Below are 20,252 nucleotides of genomic sequence, written 5' to 3'. Positions count from 1 at the left end.
TGGGCGAATTGACATTATGTTGCCAAACCAACAGAACTTACAAAAAACTATGCTAGATGCTGACCAACTTTCATCATTACAAAACGCTATTGGCAGTTACTCTCAGTTGCAGCTTGCATGGGCAAGTGGTTACTTAGCGGCTAAATCTGAAGGAGCATCGTTAAGCGTTAGCCCTACAGCTTCAGCTGTTGCAGCTCCTGCGCCTGTATTAACCATTTTATTTGGTTCTCAAACCGGAAATGCTAAAGGTGTTGCTAAAGCGTTAGCCGCACAAGCACAAGCAGAAGGTCTTACCGTCGACTTAAAAAGCATGAGTGACTTTAAGCCAAAAAGCATTAAAAATCTGACTCACCTATTAATTGTCGCCAGTACTAATGGCGAAGGTGAAGCACCCGATGATGCGATTGCTTTACATGAATATTTAGGCTCGAAAAAAGCGCCAAAGCTCGATGATTTACGCTATAGCGTTTTAGCCTTGGGCGACACTAGCTATGAGTTCTTTTGTCAAACGGGCAAAGACTTTGATGATTACTTAAGTAAGCTTGGTGCAAAACAGATTACCGCACGCGTTGACTGTGACGTTGATTACGAAGCTGAAGTAAAAGCATGGTCAGAGACTATTGTTAAAGATGTAAAAGCCTTGTTGGGTAATGAGATTGATAGCCATAATGTTGTGGTAATGCCAACACTTGGCGCGTCTAGCGAATATACTAAACAGGCGCCTTATGCTGCTGAGTTAAGTTTAAGCCAAAAGATCACCGGTCGTGATTCAGCAAAAGATGTTCGTCATATTGAAATCGATTTAGCCGATTCAGGTATCACCTATCAAGCCGGTGACGCTTTAGGTGTGTGGTTTGAAAATGACACCGAGTTAGTCGCCGAACTTATTGCAATACTTGGTTTGTCAGGTAATGAAAATATTGATGTTGGCGGTGAACGTTTATTACTGGAACAAGCATTAATTTCAACATTAGAAATTACTCAAACAGCGCCTAATTTTATTAGCTTTTGGGCGGATAAATCACAAGATAAAGCTTTGCTTACTTTGAGTGAAGATAAAAATGCTGCGCGTGAATATGCGGGTAACCATCAAATTATTGATGTAGTTAAAGCAGCTCCGGCGAAAGTAACAGCACAAGACTTTGTTGATGCGCTTAGAAAGATTACTCCACGTTTATATTCTATAGCCTCGAGCCAAGCTGAGGTTGAAGAAGAAGTACACTTAACGGTGGGCTTAGTTGAATACAGCGAAAATGATCAGTTAAGAAGTGGCGGTGCCTCAAGCTTTTTAGGTAAACGCTTAGCAGAAGGCGGCACAGTTAAGGTTTTCATTGAACACAACGATAACTTTCGCTTACCTGAAAATGGCGATACGCCTGTGATCATGATTGGCCCAGGTACTGGTATTGCTCCTTTTAGAGCCTTTATGCAAGAACGTGAAGCAAGCGAAGCAAGTGGTGATAACTGGCTGTTTTTTGGTGATCAAACCTTCACTCAAGATTTTTTATACCAAGTGGAATGGCAAGGCTATTTAAAATCAGGCTTGTTAACGCACCTTGATTTAGCCTTTTCTCGTGATCAAGCGGCAAAAATATATGTGCAAGACCGTTTACGTGAAAAAGCCAGTGAGATTTTTGCTTGGTTAGAACGTGGCGCACATTTATATATTTGTGGTGACATGAGCCGTATGGCAAAAGATGTTGAGCTTGCCTTGGTGGATATTATTGCTGAGCATGGCAAGTTGAGTACAGAACAAGCACAAGATTATTTAAAAGAATTGCGTAACGCCAAGCGTTTCCAAAAGGATGTTTACTAATGACTACAACAAATAAAGAAATCGTATTAACAGGTCCCGGACCGTTAATTGTAGAAGGTAAACAGGCTGATAACGAACGCTTAAAAGCAGATAGTAATTTTTTACGAGGGACAATTGTTGATGACTTAAAAGACCAAGTCACCGGTGGTTTCACTGCAGATAATTATCATATTATCAGAACTCATGGTATGTATCAGCAAGATGACCGTGATATTAGAACTGAGCGTAGTAAACAAAAATTAGAACCATTGCATAATGTTATGTTACGAGCTCGTATGCCTGGCGGTATCATTAAACCAGAGCAGTGGTTGGCTATTGACAAATTTGCTCAAGAGAGCACTTCATATGGCAGTATTCGCTTAACTACACGTCAAACATTTCAATTTCATGGCGTGTTAAAGCCCAATATTAAATTAATGCACCAAACATTAAATAGTATTGGTATCGACTCAATTGCGACTGCTGGCGATGTTAACCGTAATGTTTTGTGTACTTCTAACCCTATTGAATCAGAACTTCATCAAGAAGCTTATGAATGGGCTATTAAAATTAGTGAACATTTACTGCCTAAAACACGTGCTTATGCAGAGATCTGGCTAGATGGCGAAAAGCTTGAAGGCCCTGAAGGTAAAGAGACACAAGAGCCTATTTTAGGCAGCAACTACTTACCACGAAAATTTAAAACGACTGTTGTTATTCCGCCACAAAATGATATTGACGTTCACGCTAATGATCTCAACTTTATCGCTATTGCTAAAGATGGAAAATTAGTTGGTTTTAACGTACTTGTTGGTGGTGGTTTAGCGATGACTCATGGCGATAAGTCAACGTATCCTCGCAAGGCTGACGATTTTGGCTATGTGTCTTTAGCACATACCTTAGATGTTGCGACCGCTGTTGTAACAACACAACGCGACTGGGGAAACCGAGTTAATCGTAAAAATGCTAAAACTAAGTACACACTTGACCGAGTGGGTGTAGAAACCTTTAAATCGGAAGTTGAGAAACGTGCCGGTATTACTTTTGAAACCTCTCGTCCATACGAGTTCACTGAACGTGGCGATCGTATTGGTTGGGTTGAAGGTTTTGACGGTAAGCACCATTTAGCCTTATTTATTGAAAATGGTCGCTTATTAGATAGCCCGGGTAAACCCCTTAAGTCAGGTGTTGCTGAATTAGCGAAAATACACAAAGGTGATTTTCGTATGACTGCTAACCAAAACTTAATTGTCGCGGGTGTAGCAACTGAAGATAAAGCACAAATTGAAAAAATTGCCCGTGAATATGGCTTAATGAACGACACGGTTTCAAAGCAACGTAAAGATTCTATGGCTTGTGTAGCATTTCCTACCTGTCCATTAGCTATGGCTGAAGCAGAACGCTATTTACCGGGTTTTGTTACCGACGTAGAAGGCATTTTAGCCAAACATGATATGAGTGATGAAAGTATTATTTTACGTGTAACTGGTTGTCCAAATGGCTGTGGTCGTGCGATGTTGGCAGAAATTGGTTTAGTTGGTAAAGGTCCAGGTAAATACAATATGCATTTAGGCGGCAACTTGGCAGGAACGCGAGTACCTAAAATGTATAAAGAAAACTTAAGCGAACAAGATATTCTTGATGAAATGGATATGCTAGTGGCTCGCTGGTCATCGGAAAGAAACAGCAATGAAGCGTTTGGTGATTTTACTATTCGTACCGGCATTATTGCAGAAGTGAAAAATAGTAAGCGAGATTTTCATGACTAAACCTATTATTAATAGTGCTGATATCGCTGCGGCAAAAGCACCGATTAATAACCGTTTTCCTGCGTCTTTACCTAAGCCTTGGCTTAACCAGTGGAACGAGCTATTAGAGCAGCAAACCGCGACTGAACGAGTTGAATGGTCGATGGAAAATTTACCATCGCAGTTCGTTTTGTCTTCTAGCTTTGGCATTCAATCTGCGGTTATGTTGCATATGTTGACGCAAGTCGATGCGAATATCCCGGTGATTGTTACCGACACTGGGCACTTGTTTCCTGAAACTTATCAGTTTATTGAACAGCTCAACGAACGTTTGAAATTGAATTTACACGTTTATAGCGCGACAGAAAGTGCGGCATGGCAACAAGCAAAATATGGCGAAGAATGGGCAAAAGATGAAACATCACTCAAAGCTTATAATCGCCGTAATAAAGTTGAGCCGTTAGAACGTGGTTTACATGAGCTCAATGCAGCAACATGGTTTTCTGGCGTGCGTCGTCAGCAATCAGAACATCGTGAAGGCTTGTCTGTAGTCAGCATTTTACGCGGGCGTTTTAAAGTACATCCTATTATTGATTGGAGTAATAAGGATATACATGAATACCTAACTAAGCATAACTTGCCCTATCATCCTCTATGGGACCAAGGCTATGTATCGGTTGGCGACACACACAGTACACGGCCATTAACGTTAGGTATGAATGAAAGTGATACCCGCTTTTCTGGCATGGCCAGAGAATGTGGTCTACATACTGACGGTGACGGTATTTAAATAACGCCCAACTTAACATTTACTATTAAGGACAAACATCTTAGATGCTTGTCCTTTTTTATGTTGGGTACTTTTTGTCGGGAAAAAAACTGCATTTCAGTATCTGTATAGGGATCTTGAAGTTTAGTGACACGATCTGGTCGATAGTGACAGGGCTTGATGTGCACTCTTGTCGTCATGCTGAACTTGTTTCAGTATCTGTATTTTGGGGGTAAGTACAGATCCTGAAACAAGTTCAGGATGACGGGTTACAGCAGAATTAAGGGTTATAGCAGGATAACGTTGCTGGTAGCAGTATGAATAGGCTTGTATCTTTATTGAGAGCTTGAAGTTTAGTGACGCGATCTTGTCGATAGTGACAGGGTCTGATGTGCACTCTTGTCGTCATGCTGAACTTGTTTCAGTATCTGTATTTTGGGGGTAAGTAAAGATCCTGAAACAAGTTCAGGATGACGGGAGGTATAGCAGAATGAAGGCTTATAGCAGGATGGCGTTGCTGGTAGCAGTATGAAGAGGCTTGCATCTTTATTGAGAGCTTGAAGTTTAGTGACACGATCTAGTCGATAGTGGTAGGGCTTGATGCCCACTCTTGTCGTCATGCTGAACTTGTTTCAGTATCTGTATTTTTTTGGGGGGAAGTACAGATCCTGAAACAAGTTCAGGATGACGGGGTTGGTAGCAGGATGACTGGTTATAGCAGGATGGCGTTGCTGGTAGCAGTATGAATAGGCTTATAGCAGAATGAAGGGTTACAGCAGAATGAAGGCTTATAGCAGGATGGCGTTGCTGGTAGCAGTATGAATAGGCTTGTATCTTTATTGGGATCTTGAAGTTTAGTGACACGATCTGGTCGATAGTGACAGGGCTTGATGTGAACTCTTGTCGTCATGCTGAACTTGTTTCAGTATCTGTATTTGGGGAGGAAGTACAGATACTGAAACAAGTTCAGGATGACGGGGTTGGCAGCAGGATGACGGGGTAGGCAGCAGGATGACGGGATTGGCAGTTATATGACGTTGCTTATAGCAGGATGACGGGGCTGTAGCAGTCAGAGGGGCTTGTATCAGTATCTATATTGGTGGCTCTCAAACCACCAATTCTTATCCTTATCCCTCTGTAATTGAAAAATTTTCGCTTAATGCACTTTTTAAATGCTGTAAATAAACATCATCAATATTATCGCTGATTAGACGTGCTAGCTCGCTGCCTATTGGCGTAAATTTATAAAACTTCAGTACACAAGATGATTTTTTTGCGGTAAGCGTTAATGGCTTACCGTTAAAGTTAAAATGGAACGACTCTGACTTGTTCATTGGGCTAGATTCTGTCTCTTGAATAAAGACCAGGTGATTATCGGCTAGAATTAATAAATCAGCATAGCTCAATGAAAATTGGTTGAAGGGTATATTCTGTTCTCTATTTTTATTAAAAAAGTTTAGTAAGCCGGGTGTCTGATAGGCTCCTGAAATAATACGTATATTTCTTTTTGTTTGTTCTGTCACCGCTAAACTACAGGCCTTTGCTAACAATTTCGCTTCCGTGATACTCATGGCACGAAAAACCTTGAGGGTTTTAGTGGAAAATGAACCGGGTTGTGATATTTCCCCTGCTAGTATTTTTGCCCACAAATTTTGCATGGTGGTATTACTGACATCTTCGGCGAGTTCGGTAAAGGTACTAAACCAATCAGCATCTGCTTTATGGGTAAACTCGGTAGCAGAGCAGTAATTTACTGACTTTTTTATAATAGCTTCAAGATTCTCTTGTTTTCGTAATGCGGCAATCCGTGCTCTTTTTTGGGTTCTTTCTTCTAATGGCATCTGTTTTTCTGAAGAAATTAAGCCACCATCAAGTACAAAGTTTTTAGCCAAGGCAAGCAGTTGCATTTGGGAAGAAACACCGGCATTTTTTTTATTGCCGCTATTTTTAGCCGTAGATTCTGTTGTTTTTATTACTTCAGTGTTAACCGGTTCCTCAGCAATAACCAGCGGTGCAGTTGAGGGTTCGTTGATGTCTTTCATAAAAATTACCGTAACTAATATATTATTTTCATTACTATTTTTTCTAAGCATACGCTGGAAAATTAAAATCAGCAATATTCTCTTTATTCATCTAAACTTAACATAAATTAAGGAAGCAATTGAAATTATGAATATAATTGTAATTCTAGGTTGAATATTATTTAACTGACTCTTATTATGTAGTTTATTGGAAACATGATTCATAATAAAATTTGATGTGATAAAAAAACCTTAATCAGTAGTATTTTTCTGGTTAAATGAGGACGATATGCAGGCTTCTGAAAATAATAATGACGACTTTTTATTTATTGATGATAGTGATGAAGATGAAATTCTAAATGATGGCAGTGCTGAAACGTGGAAGGTTCTGATTGTTGATGACGATCCCGAAATTCACTCTGTTACTCAGTTAGCACTCTCAGATCTCGTCGTCTTAGGTAAAAATCTAGAGTATATACATGCTTACTCTGGGCGTGACGCATGTCTGCTTATTGAAGAGCACGAGGACATCGTTTTGGTATTACTCGATGTTGTTATGGAAACGGATGATGCGGGCTTAAATGTTGTAAAACATATTCGAGAAACTTTATCTCGTCAAGATATACGTATTGTTTTGAGAACCGGTCAACCAGGCTATGCTCCTGAAGAAAGTGTTATCAAAGATTATGATATCAATGACTATAAAACCAAAACAGAGTTAACTCGTCGCAAGTTAGTGACTACCGTTTATGCCGCTATTCGTTCATATCAACAAATTCATTCGGTTAATCAAAACCGCTTGGGCCTCGAAAAAATAATTAGTGCTACTGCTGACTTACTTGAACTGCACAGTATTCATGAATATGCAGAAGGTGTGTTGTCGCAATTAATTAAGTTGAGTAAGAGCCATTGCAGTGTTTTTTGTGCGCGTGGGCAAGGTATTATTGAGGGTTCTGACGATTTAAGCTTACATATCTTAGGTCAAATCGGTCATGACGCCGAACTGATTAATCAAAAAATTTCCTGCTTCGACAGAGATTCAGCACAAGATCGCATGAGTAGCTGTTTCACTCAAAAACAAAATAATTATGGTAGTGACTTTGCGGTATTGTATTTAGCAAGCGGTGGTTATCGCGCGGTTATTTACCTTGAAGTTGAGCAAGAGTTAACTGATATTCAAATACAGTTAATCGAAGTGTTTTTAGCCAATGTCGCCATCGGTTATGAAAATGTTCACCTTTTTCAAAAACTACGTAATGCTGCCTATCGTGATTGGCTGACTGAGCTGCCAAATCGTTTAGAGTTTGTTAATTTACTCGACAAGTTTAGTCAATCAGAAGAACCCAATCTTGTTGCCGCTTTAATAGATATAAATCACTTTAGTGATATTAATGATGGCTTAGGACAAGATTTAGGTAATAAGCTGTTGCTCGCTGTTACAGAGCGCATGAAAGAATTAGGAAAACATTGTCAGTTTGCTCGAATGGGTGCCGATGTTTTTGGTGTTATTGGTCCGGCTGAAAGTGTAAACCCTGATAAATTAATGTCATTATTTCATCGTTCGTTTACCGCGGGAGAACAACTATTACCTGTCACGGCATGTTTTGGGCTGTGCTCAAAAAGTAGTGCCGGTTCGCAAGGGGTAAAGGTTCTTAATCAAATAAATATCGCCTTGAATTTAGCCAAGAAAAGTAATCACGAAAATTTTGTTTATTACAAAAAAGAAATGGAAGATGAAACACTTTGGCGTTTAGGTATGATCAGGCAATTACGTACTGATTTTGCAGATAATCGTTTAGAGCTTTGGTATCAGCCTCAGCTTAGCTTAATTACCGGCAAGGTTATTGGCGCTGAAGCATTATTGCGCTGGCGAACCGCCGAAGGAAAATTTATTTCACCGGCTGTGTTTATTCCTTTAGCAGAATATTCAGGGTTGATTGTAGAAATTGGTGATTGGGTTATTAACCAAGCCTGTAAACAAATAAAAGTATTAGAGCAACAGAAATTTGATCATGTTGGTATCTCTGTTAATGTTTCTATCCCACAATTTAAACGTGATAACTTCGTTGACAGTATCATTCAAGCGACGATTAATCATGATGTTAAACCAAGTAAGCTCGAATTAGAGATCACTGAAAATATTTTAATGGATGAACCACAAGTTGTTATTGATGCATTAGTTAAGTTGAAAGCTGAAGGTATCAGCATTGCGCTTGATGACTTTGGTACGGGCTATTCATCAATGAGCTATTTACAACAACTACCGCTTGACCGTTTAAAGGTCGACCGTTCATTTATTACGGGTATTGCAGAGCCAGGGCAGTCATTGATTGCAGATACGATTATTAACCTCGGTAAGCAAATGAACTTAAAAGTTATTGCTGAAGGTATCGAAGAGGAAGAACAACAAGCGCATTTAATCGCTCAAGGGTGTGACGAAGTACAAGGTTTCTTTTATGCTAAACCTATGCCTGCTGATGAGTTTTTAACCTTCTTACGTAACAATAAGTAATAAATACTGATTGTTGCTAGCTTGAATAAATTAAAGCCGAGATATAATGTCTCGGCTTTTTTATCGGCTAATATAGTTAAGATGTTTCTTGGTATCTAAACTCGACGCCTTCCCTTGGTTGGCATGGAATAAAGTGCGATAAAATCAAAGAACAACAAGCAAAGCCAGCACCAATATAAAAGACCCATGACGGGTTATAAATCCACACTAAACCAAGCAACGCCGGAATAACCACAGCGGCAATGTGATTAATTGAAAAACTAACGCCAGCACTTGATGCTAAATCTTCAGGCTTGGCTATTTTTTGAAAGTAGGTTTTAATCGCAATAGCTAAAGCAAAAAATAAATGATCTATCACATATAAGCTTGCTGCGATCGTCGAGTTTTCGACAAAGCCATAGGCAATAAAGATAGTAATTAAACCGATATATTCAAATTTAAGCACCCGACGTTCACCAATAATGCCAATCAATTTGCCTATTTTTGCTGCGAATAACCAATTAAAAACATAGTTTATTAAGAATAATGCACTGATATCAGCAACGCTATAACCAAATTTTTCTACCATTAAAAAACCCGCGAATACGGTAAATATTTGGCGGCGCGCACCACTAAAGAAAGTCAAAGCGTAGAACAACCAATAACGTTTACGTAGTATCAGGCTTTTTTCTTGTTCGACCTTAACGGGAAACTCTTTAAAAGAAAGTGCCAAACAAATAGTGAGTACTAGGCCGAGTGCACCAAATAAGGCATAAGTACTTTGATAAGACCACGAGAACTTTTCCATCATCAACCAAATACTGCTAAAAGCGAGTAGTGATGCCGCTGATTTTACCGATAATAGACGCCCTAAAAAATGGGCTGTTTTATCTTTATCAATCCATTGCATGGTTAACGATTGGTTCACGGTTTCAAAATAATGAAAGCCAATAGACATGATAACAGTGGTCAGATACAAACCTAAAACAGAAGGAAAAAATCCGGTCATTATTACCCCAATAGCGGTAACGGCTAATGAAATAATGGCTAATTTTTGTTCTTTAATAAACAGTAGTACATAAATAACGGTAAAGGCTAGAAATCCAGGTATTTCACGGAGACTTTGTAAAATGCCAATTTCTTTACCGGTAAAACTGGCTTTTTCGATAACAAAATTATTGAGTAAAACCATCCAAACGCTAAATATTAGCGGCATAATAAATGCCATGGCGAGCAATAAATTCTCTGGTTTGTTGAAGCGTTCTTTAATTGACATTATTTTCCAATATTTGAGGCTGTAAATGCAGTCTTAATTGAAACAAATTATTACAGTTCAGCAGTATGTGATTAAAATTTAAAGCTATATATTGTTACGCGGGCTATTTTACCTTTATTTGTTAGATAAAAGTAATGGCATCAACAGGGATTAATTTTTATGGAGCGTAATAAGTGATCAAAATCGATAACATCAGTCGAATTTATGGTGAAGGTGAAACTCAAGTCATAGCTTTAAATAATGTTTCTTTAACCATTGAAAACAATGAATTCGTTGCGATAATGGGCACTTCGGGCTCAGGAAAATCAACCTTAATGAGTATCTTAGGTTGTCTCGATACACCGACTTCTGGTGAATACTTATTATCTGGTGAGTCAATAAAAAATATTGATGACGAAAGCCTTTCTAAGATCCGCAATCGTAAAATAGGTTTTATCTTTCAAACCTTTCATTTACTACCTCGTTTAACTGCCCTTGATAATGTTATTTTACCACTACGTTACAGTAATGCCGATCAAGAAGACGCCAAAAAACGTGGTATGGAAATGCTTGATAAAGTAGGTTTATCTTCACGTTGGCACCATAAACCCTTTGAAATGTCTGGTGGGCAACGTCAACGTGTTGCTATTGCTCGGGCGCTAGTAAATCGTCCAGAAGTGATTTTTGCAGATGAACCGACCGGTAACTTAGATTCTAAAACCTCTTATGAAATTATGGATTTACTCTGTGAGTTACATAATCAAGGACAAACTATTGTTATGGTGACTCACGAAGAAGATATTGCTGCGTATGCTGACAGAATGATCCGCATGAAAGACGGTAATATCATTGAGGACCGATTATGTATCAAAAACTAATATTATCAATCGCTATACTTGCTGTTAGCGGCTTCTCCTTAGCCGAAGGTCAAACTCCCTTGATTTTATCCGGTCAAATTAAAGCCAGCGACAATCAAACGTTTTACTCACCTAAAACAGATAGTTGGAATGTTCAAGTGCAATGGTTGCTACCAGAAGGTGATATAGCTGAAGAAGGCGATCTAGTTGTCGTCTTTGACAGTGGCTCAATTCAAAGTCAAATAGAACAAGAAAAAGTAAGCTTGATCGCCGCGAATGAAGAGTTATTTCGTTTGACTAGTAGCGCTAAGCAATCACTTTTAGAAGCGACTTACGGACAAAAGAGAACGGCTTTATTGCTTGATAAAGCACGAATTGATGCCGGTATTGCTGTTGTTCATTTAAGTGAATATGATTATCAGAAAAACCAACTTCAGCTTGAAAAATCGGTTGTTGCTAATGCGAAATCACTCGAAAATTTAAAGCAAGTCAAGGTCGCTAATCAGGTTGCCGTGACTAAGCAAAAAATTACGATTGTAAAGCATCAGGATAAATTGCAATACAATGAATACAAACTCAAGCAGATGAGTGGCTATGCTGAGCGAAGTGGTCCGGTACTTTATGGGCTCCATCCTTGGAGTGGTGAAAAAGTATTTGTCGGTATGACGGCGCAACCTTCTTGGGAAATTGCAAAAATTCCTTCGGTAAATGGCTTATATATTGAAGCTTGGGTGCATGAAGTTGACTATAAAAATATGCGTGTGGATAGCGTTGTCGATTTTAAGCTAGATGCTTTTCCACAATATAATCTTGTGGCTACATTAACCGAAATATCGAGCCAACCCGAAGAACGTAAAGAATGGGGCAACGATGTTTATTATCGCGCTGTGTTTTCTTTTACGCTTGATGAAGCCTTAACGTTATTACCGGGCATGAGCGCTCAATTAGAATTTACAGGAGTAAGCCCAAGTGAATAAATATTTTGCAATCATGTTGTTAGTATTGCTTTGTGCTTGTGAAAAAGCACCTAGCGAAACCGTAAAGTTAGAACAAGTGCGTCTAATTGTTACCGCGAGTGGAGAATTAGAGTCAAAACAAACGGCAATGATAGCACCACCGTCAGTTTCTGGTATGTGGCAGTATCAAATTAAGCAGCTAACACCGGAGAATACCCGTGTAAAAAAAGGCGAAGTGATCGTTGCCTTTGACAGTAAAAAGGTGGTGGATAGGTTGGTTGATAAACAAGCTGACTTAGACCGGGCGCAAAAAGAATTAGAAAATAAGAAAATTAAGGAAGAAGAATCAGAGCAAGAACTTATTCTCAGTATTGCTGAAAAGCAAATGGAATATGAAAAAGCGGAGCGTAAAGCCGATATTATTGATAACAGTCGCGCTGAAAATGATCGTAAAAAGTCTGTGATTGATTTTACTATTGCCGAAAATGATTTGTTTCTTGCGAAAGAGCGACTGACTTTTCATAAAAACAATAAAGCACTTAATTTAAAGTTAGCTAAAGGAAAAGTAAACCGTTTAACCGCAGAGGTAAATGATTTTAAAAGTGACATTGAGCGTTTGAAAGTTAAAGCACCGATTGATGGTATGGTTATCTACCGAGCTAATTGGCAAGGAGAAAAACCAGCGGTGGGTGAGAGTATTCAATTTGGCCAACCGGTTGTTGAACTTGCTGTTATTGAACAGATGCAATTAAAAGCACAAATTGCTGAACCTGACAGTGGTAAAATCAAACTTAATCAAAAAGTTAAAATTATGATTGATGGTACTCAAGAAATTGTTTTACAAGGTAGTATTGTTGAACTAGGACGTGTTTTTCGTGATAAGTCATCACAAGATAAACGCCGTGTTTTCGATGCAATCATTGCTTTTGAACAACCTAAAGATACGGTGATACGTCCAGGCATGACTGCGCGTATTGAGGTTGTTACCGCCATGATTGATAACGCGTTAACTTTGCCATCGCAGGCGGTTAAGTTAGAAAATGGCCAAGGGAGTGTTCGAATCACCGGTCTTTTTTCGGATCATGAAGAAACCATTGAGGTTGCTCATATAGTCGGAGATAAAGTGGTCATTAAAAGTGGCCTATCACAAGGAGATATAGTGGCTTTATGAAATATTCACAACAATCAATAATGAAAAAATCTTTTATCGTTAGTTTATTATCTATTGCAATAACCGCTTGTTCTGGGCAAGAAAACGCTCCCTTGTTATATGAGGTGACCAAACAAGACTTTATCGTTAATGTCCCGGCAAAAGGCGAACTGTTTGCAGCAAAAGCCACGGTAATAAATGCGCCAATGAGTCGACAAGGACCACAAAACATTTCATGGTTAGCACCAGAATTTTCACACGTTAAAAAAGGTGATGTTATTGCCCGCTTTGACGGTGAAGCGATGGAAATTCAAAGTAAAGATAGACAAAGTGAATTGTCGATCACCGAACAAGAAATTATTGAAAAAACTGGCATGCTTACTCAAGCACTTAACTCAATTAACAAAGATATTGGCGTGGTAGGTCAAGAGAAAAATTTTGCAGAAAATTTTTCAATCAATGATGATCAAATACGTTCGAAATTAGACATCCTTGATTCATTACAAAACACCCAGTACTTAGGGTCTAAAGAAGAATATCTTTATTGGAAAAATGATAGTTTTAGTAGCAGTTCAGCGGGAGATATGGGCTTGCTGGAAATGAAGCAAGCGCAAAGCAAAAGTAAATTAAAACAGTTAAGTGAAGGCCTAGCAAAACTTGAAGTTAAAGCACCGCACGATGGCTTACTTGCTTATAAAGCTAATTGGCGTGGAGAAAAACCACGTGAAGGCCAGTCATTATGGCCGGGGCAAAAAATTGCCGAGTTACCTGATATCAGTAACATGAAAGTTAAGTTATTCGTTTTAGAAAGTGAGGCGGTAAATTTAGCCGTAGATAAATCGGTAATCTTCTTTTTAAATGCTTATGCGGATAAACCGTTTAAAGGAAAAGTTGAGACAGTTGCCCCGTTTCCTACCTCGATAAAGCGTGGTGATCCACAAAAATATTTTGAAGTTATTGTTATTTTAGCCGAGCAAAATAGTGAGCTATTTGTACCCGGAAGAAAGTTAGAAGCTAATATTGAAATTATCGCCACCCGCCAAAAAATTATTATTCCGTTGCAAAGTGTTTTTGTCGAAGCAAAGCAGACGTTTGTCTACTTGTATAAAAATGGCGACTACACTTCATTACCCGTTACCTTAGGGCAGGCGAGTTTAAGCCATGTTGAAGTTTTATCAGGGCTTAAAGTAGGTCAGAAAATAGCATTAACCGACAAGGAGCATAGTTAATGAAATATTTAGCGATTTTTTTGGATACTTTTTCCGAGCTTGCTCAACATAAGTTACGCACGTTGTTAACTTTACTCGGCATGATTTTTGGCGTTGGTGCGGTTATCGCGATGCTTAATATTGGTGAAGGTGCGGAAGCTGAAGCGATGAAAATGATCGACTCGATGGGCTTACATAATTTAATCATCGAAGGGAAAGTTTTTGAAGAAAAAGAACTACAAGAACAACGTAAACACTCTCCGGGTTTAAGTATCAGAGACGGTGAGATTAGTGCGCGTTCATTACCTTTTGTTACTGCCTTTAGCGCGCAAAAACTTATCGATACTTACAGTATTTTCAGTGGTGAAGGGAAAAGTGATGGTGAAGCAACAGGGGTGAGTGCTAGCTTTTTTGCATTGTCTAAATTCCATGTAGCACAAGGGCGTTTACTCAACGACAGTGACGATAAAAACTTTTCTCAGGTGGCACTGCTGGGTTCATCAACCGCAAAACAGCTTTTTCCAAAAGGCAATGCCATCGGTCAAAATATTAAAATTAATCACCTCTGGTTTAAGGTGGTTGGCGTATTACAAGCGCCATTTTTAAAGAAACAAGAGTTTCAAGGCATAAAGCTCGGTGGTGACCAACGTCAGGTGTTTATTCCATTAAAAACCGCAATACATAAATTTGCTAGTAAAAAGCTAGCGAGTGAAGTCACCAGTATTAAACTTAAGCTTGATGAGAGTGTTGATCCTATTAGTGCAGCGCAAGCCGTGAGTCATTTGCTTAATCGTCGTCATAATGAAGTCGATGATTATAACTTAGTTATTCCTGCCGCATTATTGGCCCAGCAAAAACAAACACAGCAAATATTTAATATTGTCATGTCATGTGTTGCCGGTATTTCTTTATTAGTGGGCGGAATTGGTATTATGAATATAATGCTTGCTACTGTATTAGAGCGCACCAAAGAAATTGGCTTGTTGCGTGCGGTTGGTGCAACACAAAAAGATATTCGCTTACAGTTTATTGCTGAGAGTTTTACTATTTCAATTATGGGTGGCATCTTGGGGGTGTTTTTTGGGATTATGCTCTCAGAGCTTATCGCACTTTATTCTGAATGGGCGGTGTCATGGTCAACAAGTGCCATTATTTTGTCTTTTAGTATTTGTGCTTTAGTCGGTTTAACCTTTGGTGTTTATCCAGCCATTAAAGCGTCCAAACTTGACCCTATTGATGCCTTACAAAGTGACTAGTTAAGATAACCTATTCCCCCGCTATTATAGCTTAAAGCGTCATTAGTATTTGATGACGCTTTGCTCTTTATTTTTATCTGAAGATTATCGCCGCTTTTTAGTCGAGAGTGCTAAGCGGCGAATGTTAAATTTATTTTATCGATTTATTTATCTAGCACGGGCTTTTAGGATTAAGTTTAGTCTCTTGTGTCTATCGTCTTTTAGGCCCTATTAATCGGCTTATACCGCGAGCCATTCTTTCTGTCTTAGTTAAAAAACCATAGATTAATACACCTAATTAAAACGCCTGTTTAAAAAATTTGCATTTATTTTTCTTTCAAGGCACACTCAATCGTCTATTATTATAAAAACTGATCAGTTAAATTATCATTTAATTGAGTTCAGACCCTATTTTTATCCCACTAAACGAGGAAACTAGGCATGTTATTTCAAGGTCAAAACCTTTCTGCCGAATTACTGAATGACGGCATTGTTGAATTTAAATTCGATGCACAAGGCTCAGTGAATAAGTTTGATCAGCAAACTTTTAAAGAATATATCGAAGTGGTTGCTGCTATTAACAATTGTGCAGATGCTAAAGGCGTACTTGTAACGTCTGGAAAATCTAACTTTATTGTTGGTGCAGACATCACTGAATTTTTAACAATGTTCAAACTTCCTGAAGCGGAACTTATCCCTTGGATCAAAGGCGGCTCAGACGTTTTTGATTCATTTGAAGACATTAAGCTACCAACAATTGTTGCACTTAATGGTTTTGCTTTAGGTGGCGGTTGTGAAATGAGCTTAGCTTGTGACTACCGTATTGCTGATACAACATGTTCGATAGGTTTACCTGAAGTTAAATTAGGCCTGATTCCTGGTTTCGGTGGCACAGTGCGCTTACCAAGAATTATTGGCGCTGATAATGCTGTTGAGTGGATGTCTACGGGTAAAGCGTTTAAGCCTGAACAAGCAATGGCTGTTGGTTTACTTGACGCGGTCGTTGCGCCAGAGCATTTACGCGAAGCCGCTATTAACATGCTTAAACAAGCAATGTCTGGTAAGTTAAATTGGCAAGCTAAACGTCAACAGAAACTTGAAGCGTTAAAGCTTAGCCCTGTTGAATCAATTATGACCTTTAATACCTGTAAAGGTATGATTGCCGCTAAAGCCGGTAAACATTACCCTGCACCTATGATGATGGTAAAAACTATCGAAGCTGCTGCTTTACTCGGTAGAACAGAAGCCATGCTTATTGAGAATACAAACTTTGCTAAGCTTGCTAAAACTGATGCGGCTACGGCGCAAATTGGTTTGTTTATGGCAGATCAAGTCGTTAAAGGCAAAGCAAAAAAAGCCGCTAAAATGGCGACTAAACAAGTGAATAAAGCCGCTGTGTTAGGCGCGGGTATTATGGGCGGTGGTATTGCTTATCAGTCTGCTTATAAAGGCACGCCAATCATTATGAAAGACATTAATGATGCAGCACTTGATTTAGGCTTAAATACTGCTGCTGGCATTTTAACCAAGCAAGTTGAACGCGGTCGTATGAATATTAAGACTATGGCTGGCGTGTTAAATAACATCACACCAACCCTTAGCTACGATAGTGTTAAAGATGTTGATATCGTGGTTGAAGCGGTAGTCGAAAACCCTAAAGTAAAAGGTATGGTCCTTGCTGAAGTAGAAAGCTTTCTTTCTGAAGATGCCATTTTAACCTCTAACACCTCAACGATTTCTATCGATTTGTTAGCGCAAAGTGTAAAACGTCCAGAAAACTTCTGTGGTATGCATTTCTTTAACCCGGTAAACAAAATGCCATTGGTTGAAGTTATTCGTGGTAAAGCAACGTCTGAAGAAACCGTTGCGGCTGTTGTTGCTTACGCGGCTAAAATGGGTAAATCACCGATTGTTGTTAACGATTGTCCTGGCTTTTATATTAACCGTGTTTTATTCCCATACTTTGCTGGCTTTAGCCAATTAATGCTTGAAGGTGTTGATTTTGCTGCTGTTGATAAAATCATGGAAAAACAATTTGGTTGGCCAATGGGCCCAGCATACTTACTTGATGTGGTGGGTGTTGATACCGCTGATCATTGTACGGGTGTTATGTCATCTGGCTTCCCAACGCGTATGGCAAAAATTGATAATGACCCAGTAAGCACTCTATACAGTAATAAACGTCTTGGTCAGAAAAATGGCAAAGGCTTTTATGATTACGGTCAAGACAAGCGTGGTCGTCCAACAAAAGTAGCTTCAGCTGATGCTTACGCATTGTTTGAAAGTACCTGTGCAGACAAAAAAGAATTTAGTAGTGAAGACATTATTGCTCGCTTAATGATCCCTATGGTCAATGAAGTGGTGCGTTGTTTAGAAGAAGGTGTTGTTGATACTGCCGCTGAAGCTGATATGGGCTTAATTTACGGTATTGGTTTTCCACCGTTTAGAGGTGGTGCAATTCGTTATTTAGAAACGTTAGGTTTAACTAACTTTATTGCCATGGCTGATAAGTATGCGCATTTAGGTGAAATTTATCAGGTAACTGATGGATTACGCGAAATGGCTAAATCAGGTAAATCTTATTTCAACACCGACGTAAAAACAGCATAAGCTAAGGAGAAGAACATGAAAGAAGTAGTCATTGTAGATTGTATTCGTACACCAATGGGACGCTCTAGAGCTGGCGTTTTTCGTAACGTTCGTGCTGAAGGTTTATCAGCGCATTTAATGCAGCAACTATTAGTGCGTAACCCTAATTTAGATCCTTCATTAATTGAAGACATTATCTGGGGCAACGTTAAGCAAACTAAAGAGCAAGGTTTTAACATTGCGCGTAATGCACAGTTGTTAACTGACATTCCAAAAACAGTTGGCGCGGTAACAGTTAACCGTTTATGTGGTTCATCAATGCAAGCTTTGCATGATGCAACAACTAACATCATGTGTGGCCAAGGTGATGTATTCATCGTTGGTGGTGTTGAGCACATGGGACATGTTCCTATGATGTATGATGTAGACTTTGATCCGGCCTTGAGTAAGTACATTTCTCGTGCGGCTGGCAATATGGGTTTAACCGCTGAGTTACTCGGTAAGCAGTTCGGTATTACCCGTGAACAACAAGACGCTTTTGCGGCACGTTCACACAGAAAAGCTTATGAAGCACAACTTGCTGGTCGTTGGGACAATGAAATTGTTGCCACTCAAGGACATGATGCAATGGGCGCGTTAACCTTAGTTGAACATGATGAAGTTATTCGTCCTGAAACAACGATTGAAACGCTTGCCGGTTTACGCCCAGTGTTTGATCCAGTTAACGGTACAGTAACAGCCGGTACTTCTTCAGCTTTGTCTGATGGTGCATCAGCAATGTTAGTGATGTCAGCTGATCGTGCAAAAGAGCTTGGTTTAACCCCTCGTGCGCGTATTCGTGGTATGGCAGTTGCAGGTTGTGATCCGTCTACTATGGGCTTTGGTCCTGTTCCAGCAACGAAAAAAGCATTGAAACGTGCAGGTTTATCTTTAGCTGATATCGAACTAGCTGAATTTAACGAAGCCTTTGCGGCGCAAGCCTTATCGTGTGTTAAATCTCTAGGCTTAGAAGACCGTGCTGAAGATATGATTAACTTAAACGGTGGCGCTATCGCCTTAGGTCATCCATTAGGGTGTTCTGGCTCGCGTATCACGGGTACTTTATTGAACCTAATGGAAGGTCAAGATGTCAGCATAGGTTTAGCGACTATGTGTATCGGTTTAGGACAAGGTATTGCAACGGTAATTGAACGCGTTTAATTGTAAAATTTAACGGCATATTATCAAGATAAAAAAAACTCACTTCGGTGAGTTTTTTTATCGCTGTTTTGAAGAGGATCTCGACAAAATCGTACTTTATCTGTGCTGGTTACTCAGTGCATAAATTAATTGATTATAAAGGTAATATACAGAAAATGATGGGGGACGATTGCTTACAATATTAACGAATTAACGGGACCATACTTGGTCAGAAACGATTAAAGTTGAGTTAGATATCTCAACGTATAGTCGTTGTTATCGGTTTTATGATGATCAACCCATTAAAATTATGCCTTTAGCTAAGGTATTAGCATATAAAAATTATCAGATAAATCAACAGAATATACTCAGGTTTATTCGAGCAAGAATAGGCTATTTAAAAATACCCTTTCAGGAAAAGACATAAGCTCGGTGACTGCTAATGTAGAACATTAACCGTTAGGTATTTTGAAGCTGATAGTAAGCGACGGTACATTCAAATAATGGGTCAACATGAAGATATGTTTTAAGATATGACATACCTATTTTTTTCATTACACCTATTGAAGCTAGATTATTTTCGTCGGCAATAGCGCTAAATTTATCGTATTCAGGGTTCACGGCTAAAGCATTTTTAATATGTTGAGCCGCTTCACTGGCAAAACCTTTGCCCCATGATGTTTGAAAAAATCGCCAACCGAGCTCTAGGTTATTAAACTCAGGTAAGGCAGAGAAAAAATTCATCGGCCGCACAAGCACCCAGCCAATATATTGATCAGTTTCAGTGATATTAACTTGCCACAATCCCCAACCTTTAGTTGGACTTAGGTATTTTTGCATACGAGGCAATAACACATTTGTAATGGTCTCGCGAGACGACGGATTACCATCACTGATAAAACGCATCACTTCTGGGTCTTGGTCAAGTTGATACAATAACTCTGCATCGTCAGCAGACATTAATTTGTAGCTTAGTCGTGCAGAGTTATTGATTTTCAT

At 39.1% G+C, this 20,252-nt stretch carries 14 protein-coding genes; 11 read left to right on the top strand and 3 right to left on the bottom strand.

Annotated elements, in window-relative coordinates; all coding sequences use genetic code 11:
* Positions 1-16 precede the first annotated feature (16 nt).
* The 3 genes from H4J75_RS02275 to H4J75_RS02265 are packed head-to-tail and all read left to right on the top strand — an operon-like array spanning position 17 to position 4,333.
* Positions 17-1,816 (top strand): assimilatory sulfite reductase (NADPH) flavoprotein subunit, encoded by a 1,800-nt coding sequence (locus H4J75_RS02275; RefSeq protein WP_182221212.1) that lies wholly within the window; start codon positions 17-19, stop codon positions 1,814-1,816.
* Positions 1,816-3,564, top strand: coding sequence for an assimilatory sulfite reductase (NADPH) hemoprotein subunit (cysI, locus tag H4J75_RS02270; protein ID WP_220465204.1), 1,749 nt, complete (start codon positions 1,816-1,818; stop codon positions 3,562-3,564). The genes H4J75_RS02275 and cysI overlap by 1 nt, the downstream gene beginning before the upstream one ends.
* Positions 3,557-4,333, top strand: a complete 777-nt coding sequence (locus tag H4J75_RS02265; protein WP_182221211.1) for a phosphoadenylyl-sulfate reductase — start codon at positions 3,557-3,559, stop codon at positions 4,331-4,333. The genes cysI and H4J75_RS02265 overlap by 8 nt, the downstream gene beginning before the upstream one ends.
* Positions 4,334-5,439: 1,106 nt before the next feature.
* On the opposite strand, the gene H4J75_RS02260 is transcribed toward H4J75_RS02265, so the two are convergent.
* Positions 5,440-6,354 carry a TIGR03899 family protein gene (locus H4J75_RS02260; protein WP_182221210.1) on the bottom strand — a complete coding sequence of 305 codons (915 nt, stop codon included), beginning with the start codon at positions 6,352-6,354 and terminating at the stop codon, positions 5,440-5,442.
* Between the two features lie 268 nt (positions 6,355-6,622).
* Between H4J75_RS02260 and H4J75_RS02255 the strand changes: the two genes are divergently transcribed.
* Positions 6,623-8,845 (top strand): EAL domain-containing protein, encoded by a 2,223-nt coding sequence (locus H4J75_RS02255; RefSeq protein WP_182214690.1) that lies wholly within the window; start codon positions 6,623-6,625, stop codon positions 8,843-8,845.
* 76 nt (positions 8,846-8,921) lie between these two features.
* Here H4J75_RS02255 and H4J75_RS02250 read toward each other — a convergent pair whose 3' ends face one another.
* Positions 8,922-10,100, bottom strand: a complete 1,179-nt coding sequence (locus H4J75_RS02250) for an MFS transporter (RefSeq protein ID WP_182214689.1) — start codon at positions 10,098-10,100, stop codon at positions 8,922-8,924.
* A 173-nt stretch (positions 10,101-10,273) separates the two neighbouring features.
* On the opposite strand from H4J75_RS02250, the gene H4J75_RS02245 reads away from it, so the two are divergent.
* From H4J75_RS02245 to fadA, 7 genes are all read left to right on the top strand, one after another.
* Positions 10,274-10,957: an ABC transporter ATP-binding protein gene (locus tag H4J75_RS02245; RefSeq protein WP_182214687.1), complete on the top strand. Its 684-nt coding sequence runs from the start codon at positions 10,274-10,276 to the stop codon at positions 10,955-10,957.
* Positions 10,942-11,913 carry an HlyD family secretion protein gene (locus H4J75_RS02240; protein ID WP_182221209.1) on the top strand — a complete coding sequence of 324 codons (972 nt, stop codon included), beginning with the start codon at positions 10,942-10,944 and terminating at the stop codon, positions 11,911-11,913. Before H4J75_RS02245 ends, H4J75_RS02240 begins: the two co-directional genes overlap by 16 nt.
* On the top strand, positions 11,906-13,063 hold the full coding sequence (locus H4J75_RS02235; RefSeq protein WP_182214684.1) for an HlyD family efflux transporter periplasmic adaptor subunit: 1,158 nt from the start codon (positions 11,906-11,908) through the stop codon (positions 13,061-13,063). The genes H4J75_RS02240 and H4J75_RS02235 overlap by 8 nt, the downstream gene beginning before the upstream one ends.
* Entirely contained in the window at positions 13,060-14,271 is a 1,212-nt protein-coding gene (locus H4J75_RS02230; protein WP_182214682.1) for an efflux RND transporter periplasmic adaptor subunit, read from the top strand. The genes H4J75_RS02235 and H4J75_RS02230 overlap by 4 nt, the downstream gene beginning before the upstream one ends.
* Complete coding sequence (locus H4J75_RS02225) at positions 14,271-15,506, top strand: ABC transporter permease (protein WP_182214680.1); 1,236 nt, start codon at positions 14,271-14,273, stop codon at positions 15,504-15,506. The genes H4J75_RS02230 and H4J75_RS02225 overlap by 1 nt, the downstream gene beginning before the upstream one ends.
* Before the next feature lie 420 nt (positions 15,507-15,926).
* Positions 15,927-18,095 (top strand): fatty acid oxidation complex subunit alpha FadB, encoded by a 2,169-nt coding sequence (gene fadB, locus H4J75_RS02220; RefSeq protein ID WP_182214679.1) that lies wholly within the window; start codon positions 15,927-15,929, stop codon positions 18,093-18,095.
* Positions 18,096-18,110: 15 nt separating this feature from the next.
* Positions 18,111-19,274 (top strand): acetyl-CoA C-acyltransferase FadA, encoded by a 1,164-nt coding sequence (gene fadA, locus H4J75_RS02215; RefSeq protein WP_070374925.1) that lies wholly within the window; start codon positions 18,111-18,113, stop codon positions 19,272-19,274.
* A 438-nt stretch (positions 19,275-19,712) separates the two neighbouring features.
* Here fadA and H4J75_RS02210 read toward each other — a convergent pair whose 3' ends face one another.
* Positions 19,713-20,252 (bottom strand): GNAT family N-acetyltransferase, encoded by a 540-nt coding sequence (locus H4J75_RS02210; protein ID WP_182221208.1) that lies wholly within the window; start codon positions 20,250-20,252, stop codon positions 19,713-19,715.

The organism is Colwellia sp. BRX10-1 (genome assembly GCF_014077545.1).
In the GTDB taxonomy this organism is placed as follows: Bacteria; Pseudomonadota; Gammaproteobacteria; order Enterobacterales; family Alteromonadaceae; genus Colwellia_A.
This window is presented reverse-complemented; position numbering and strand designations above follow the sequence as displayed.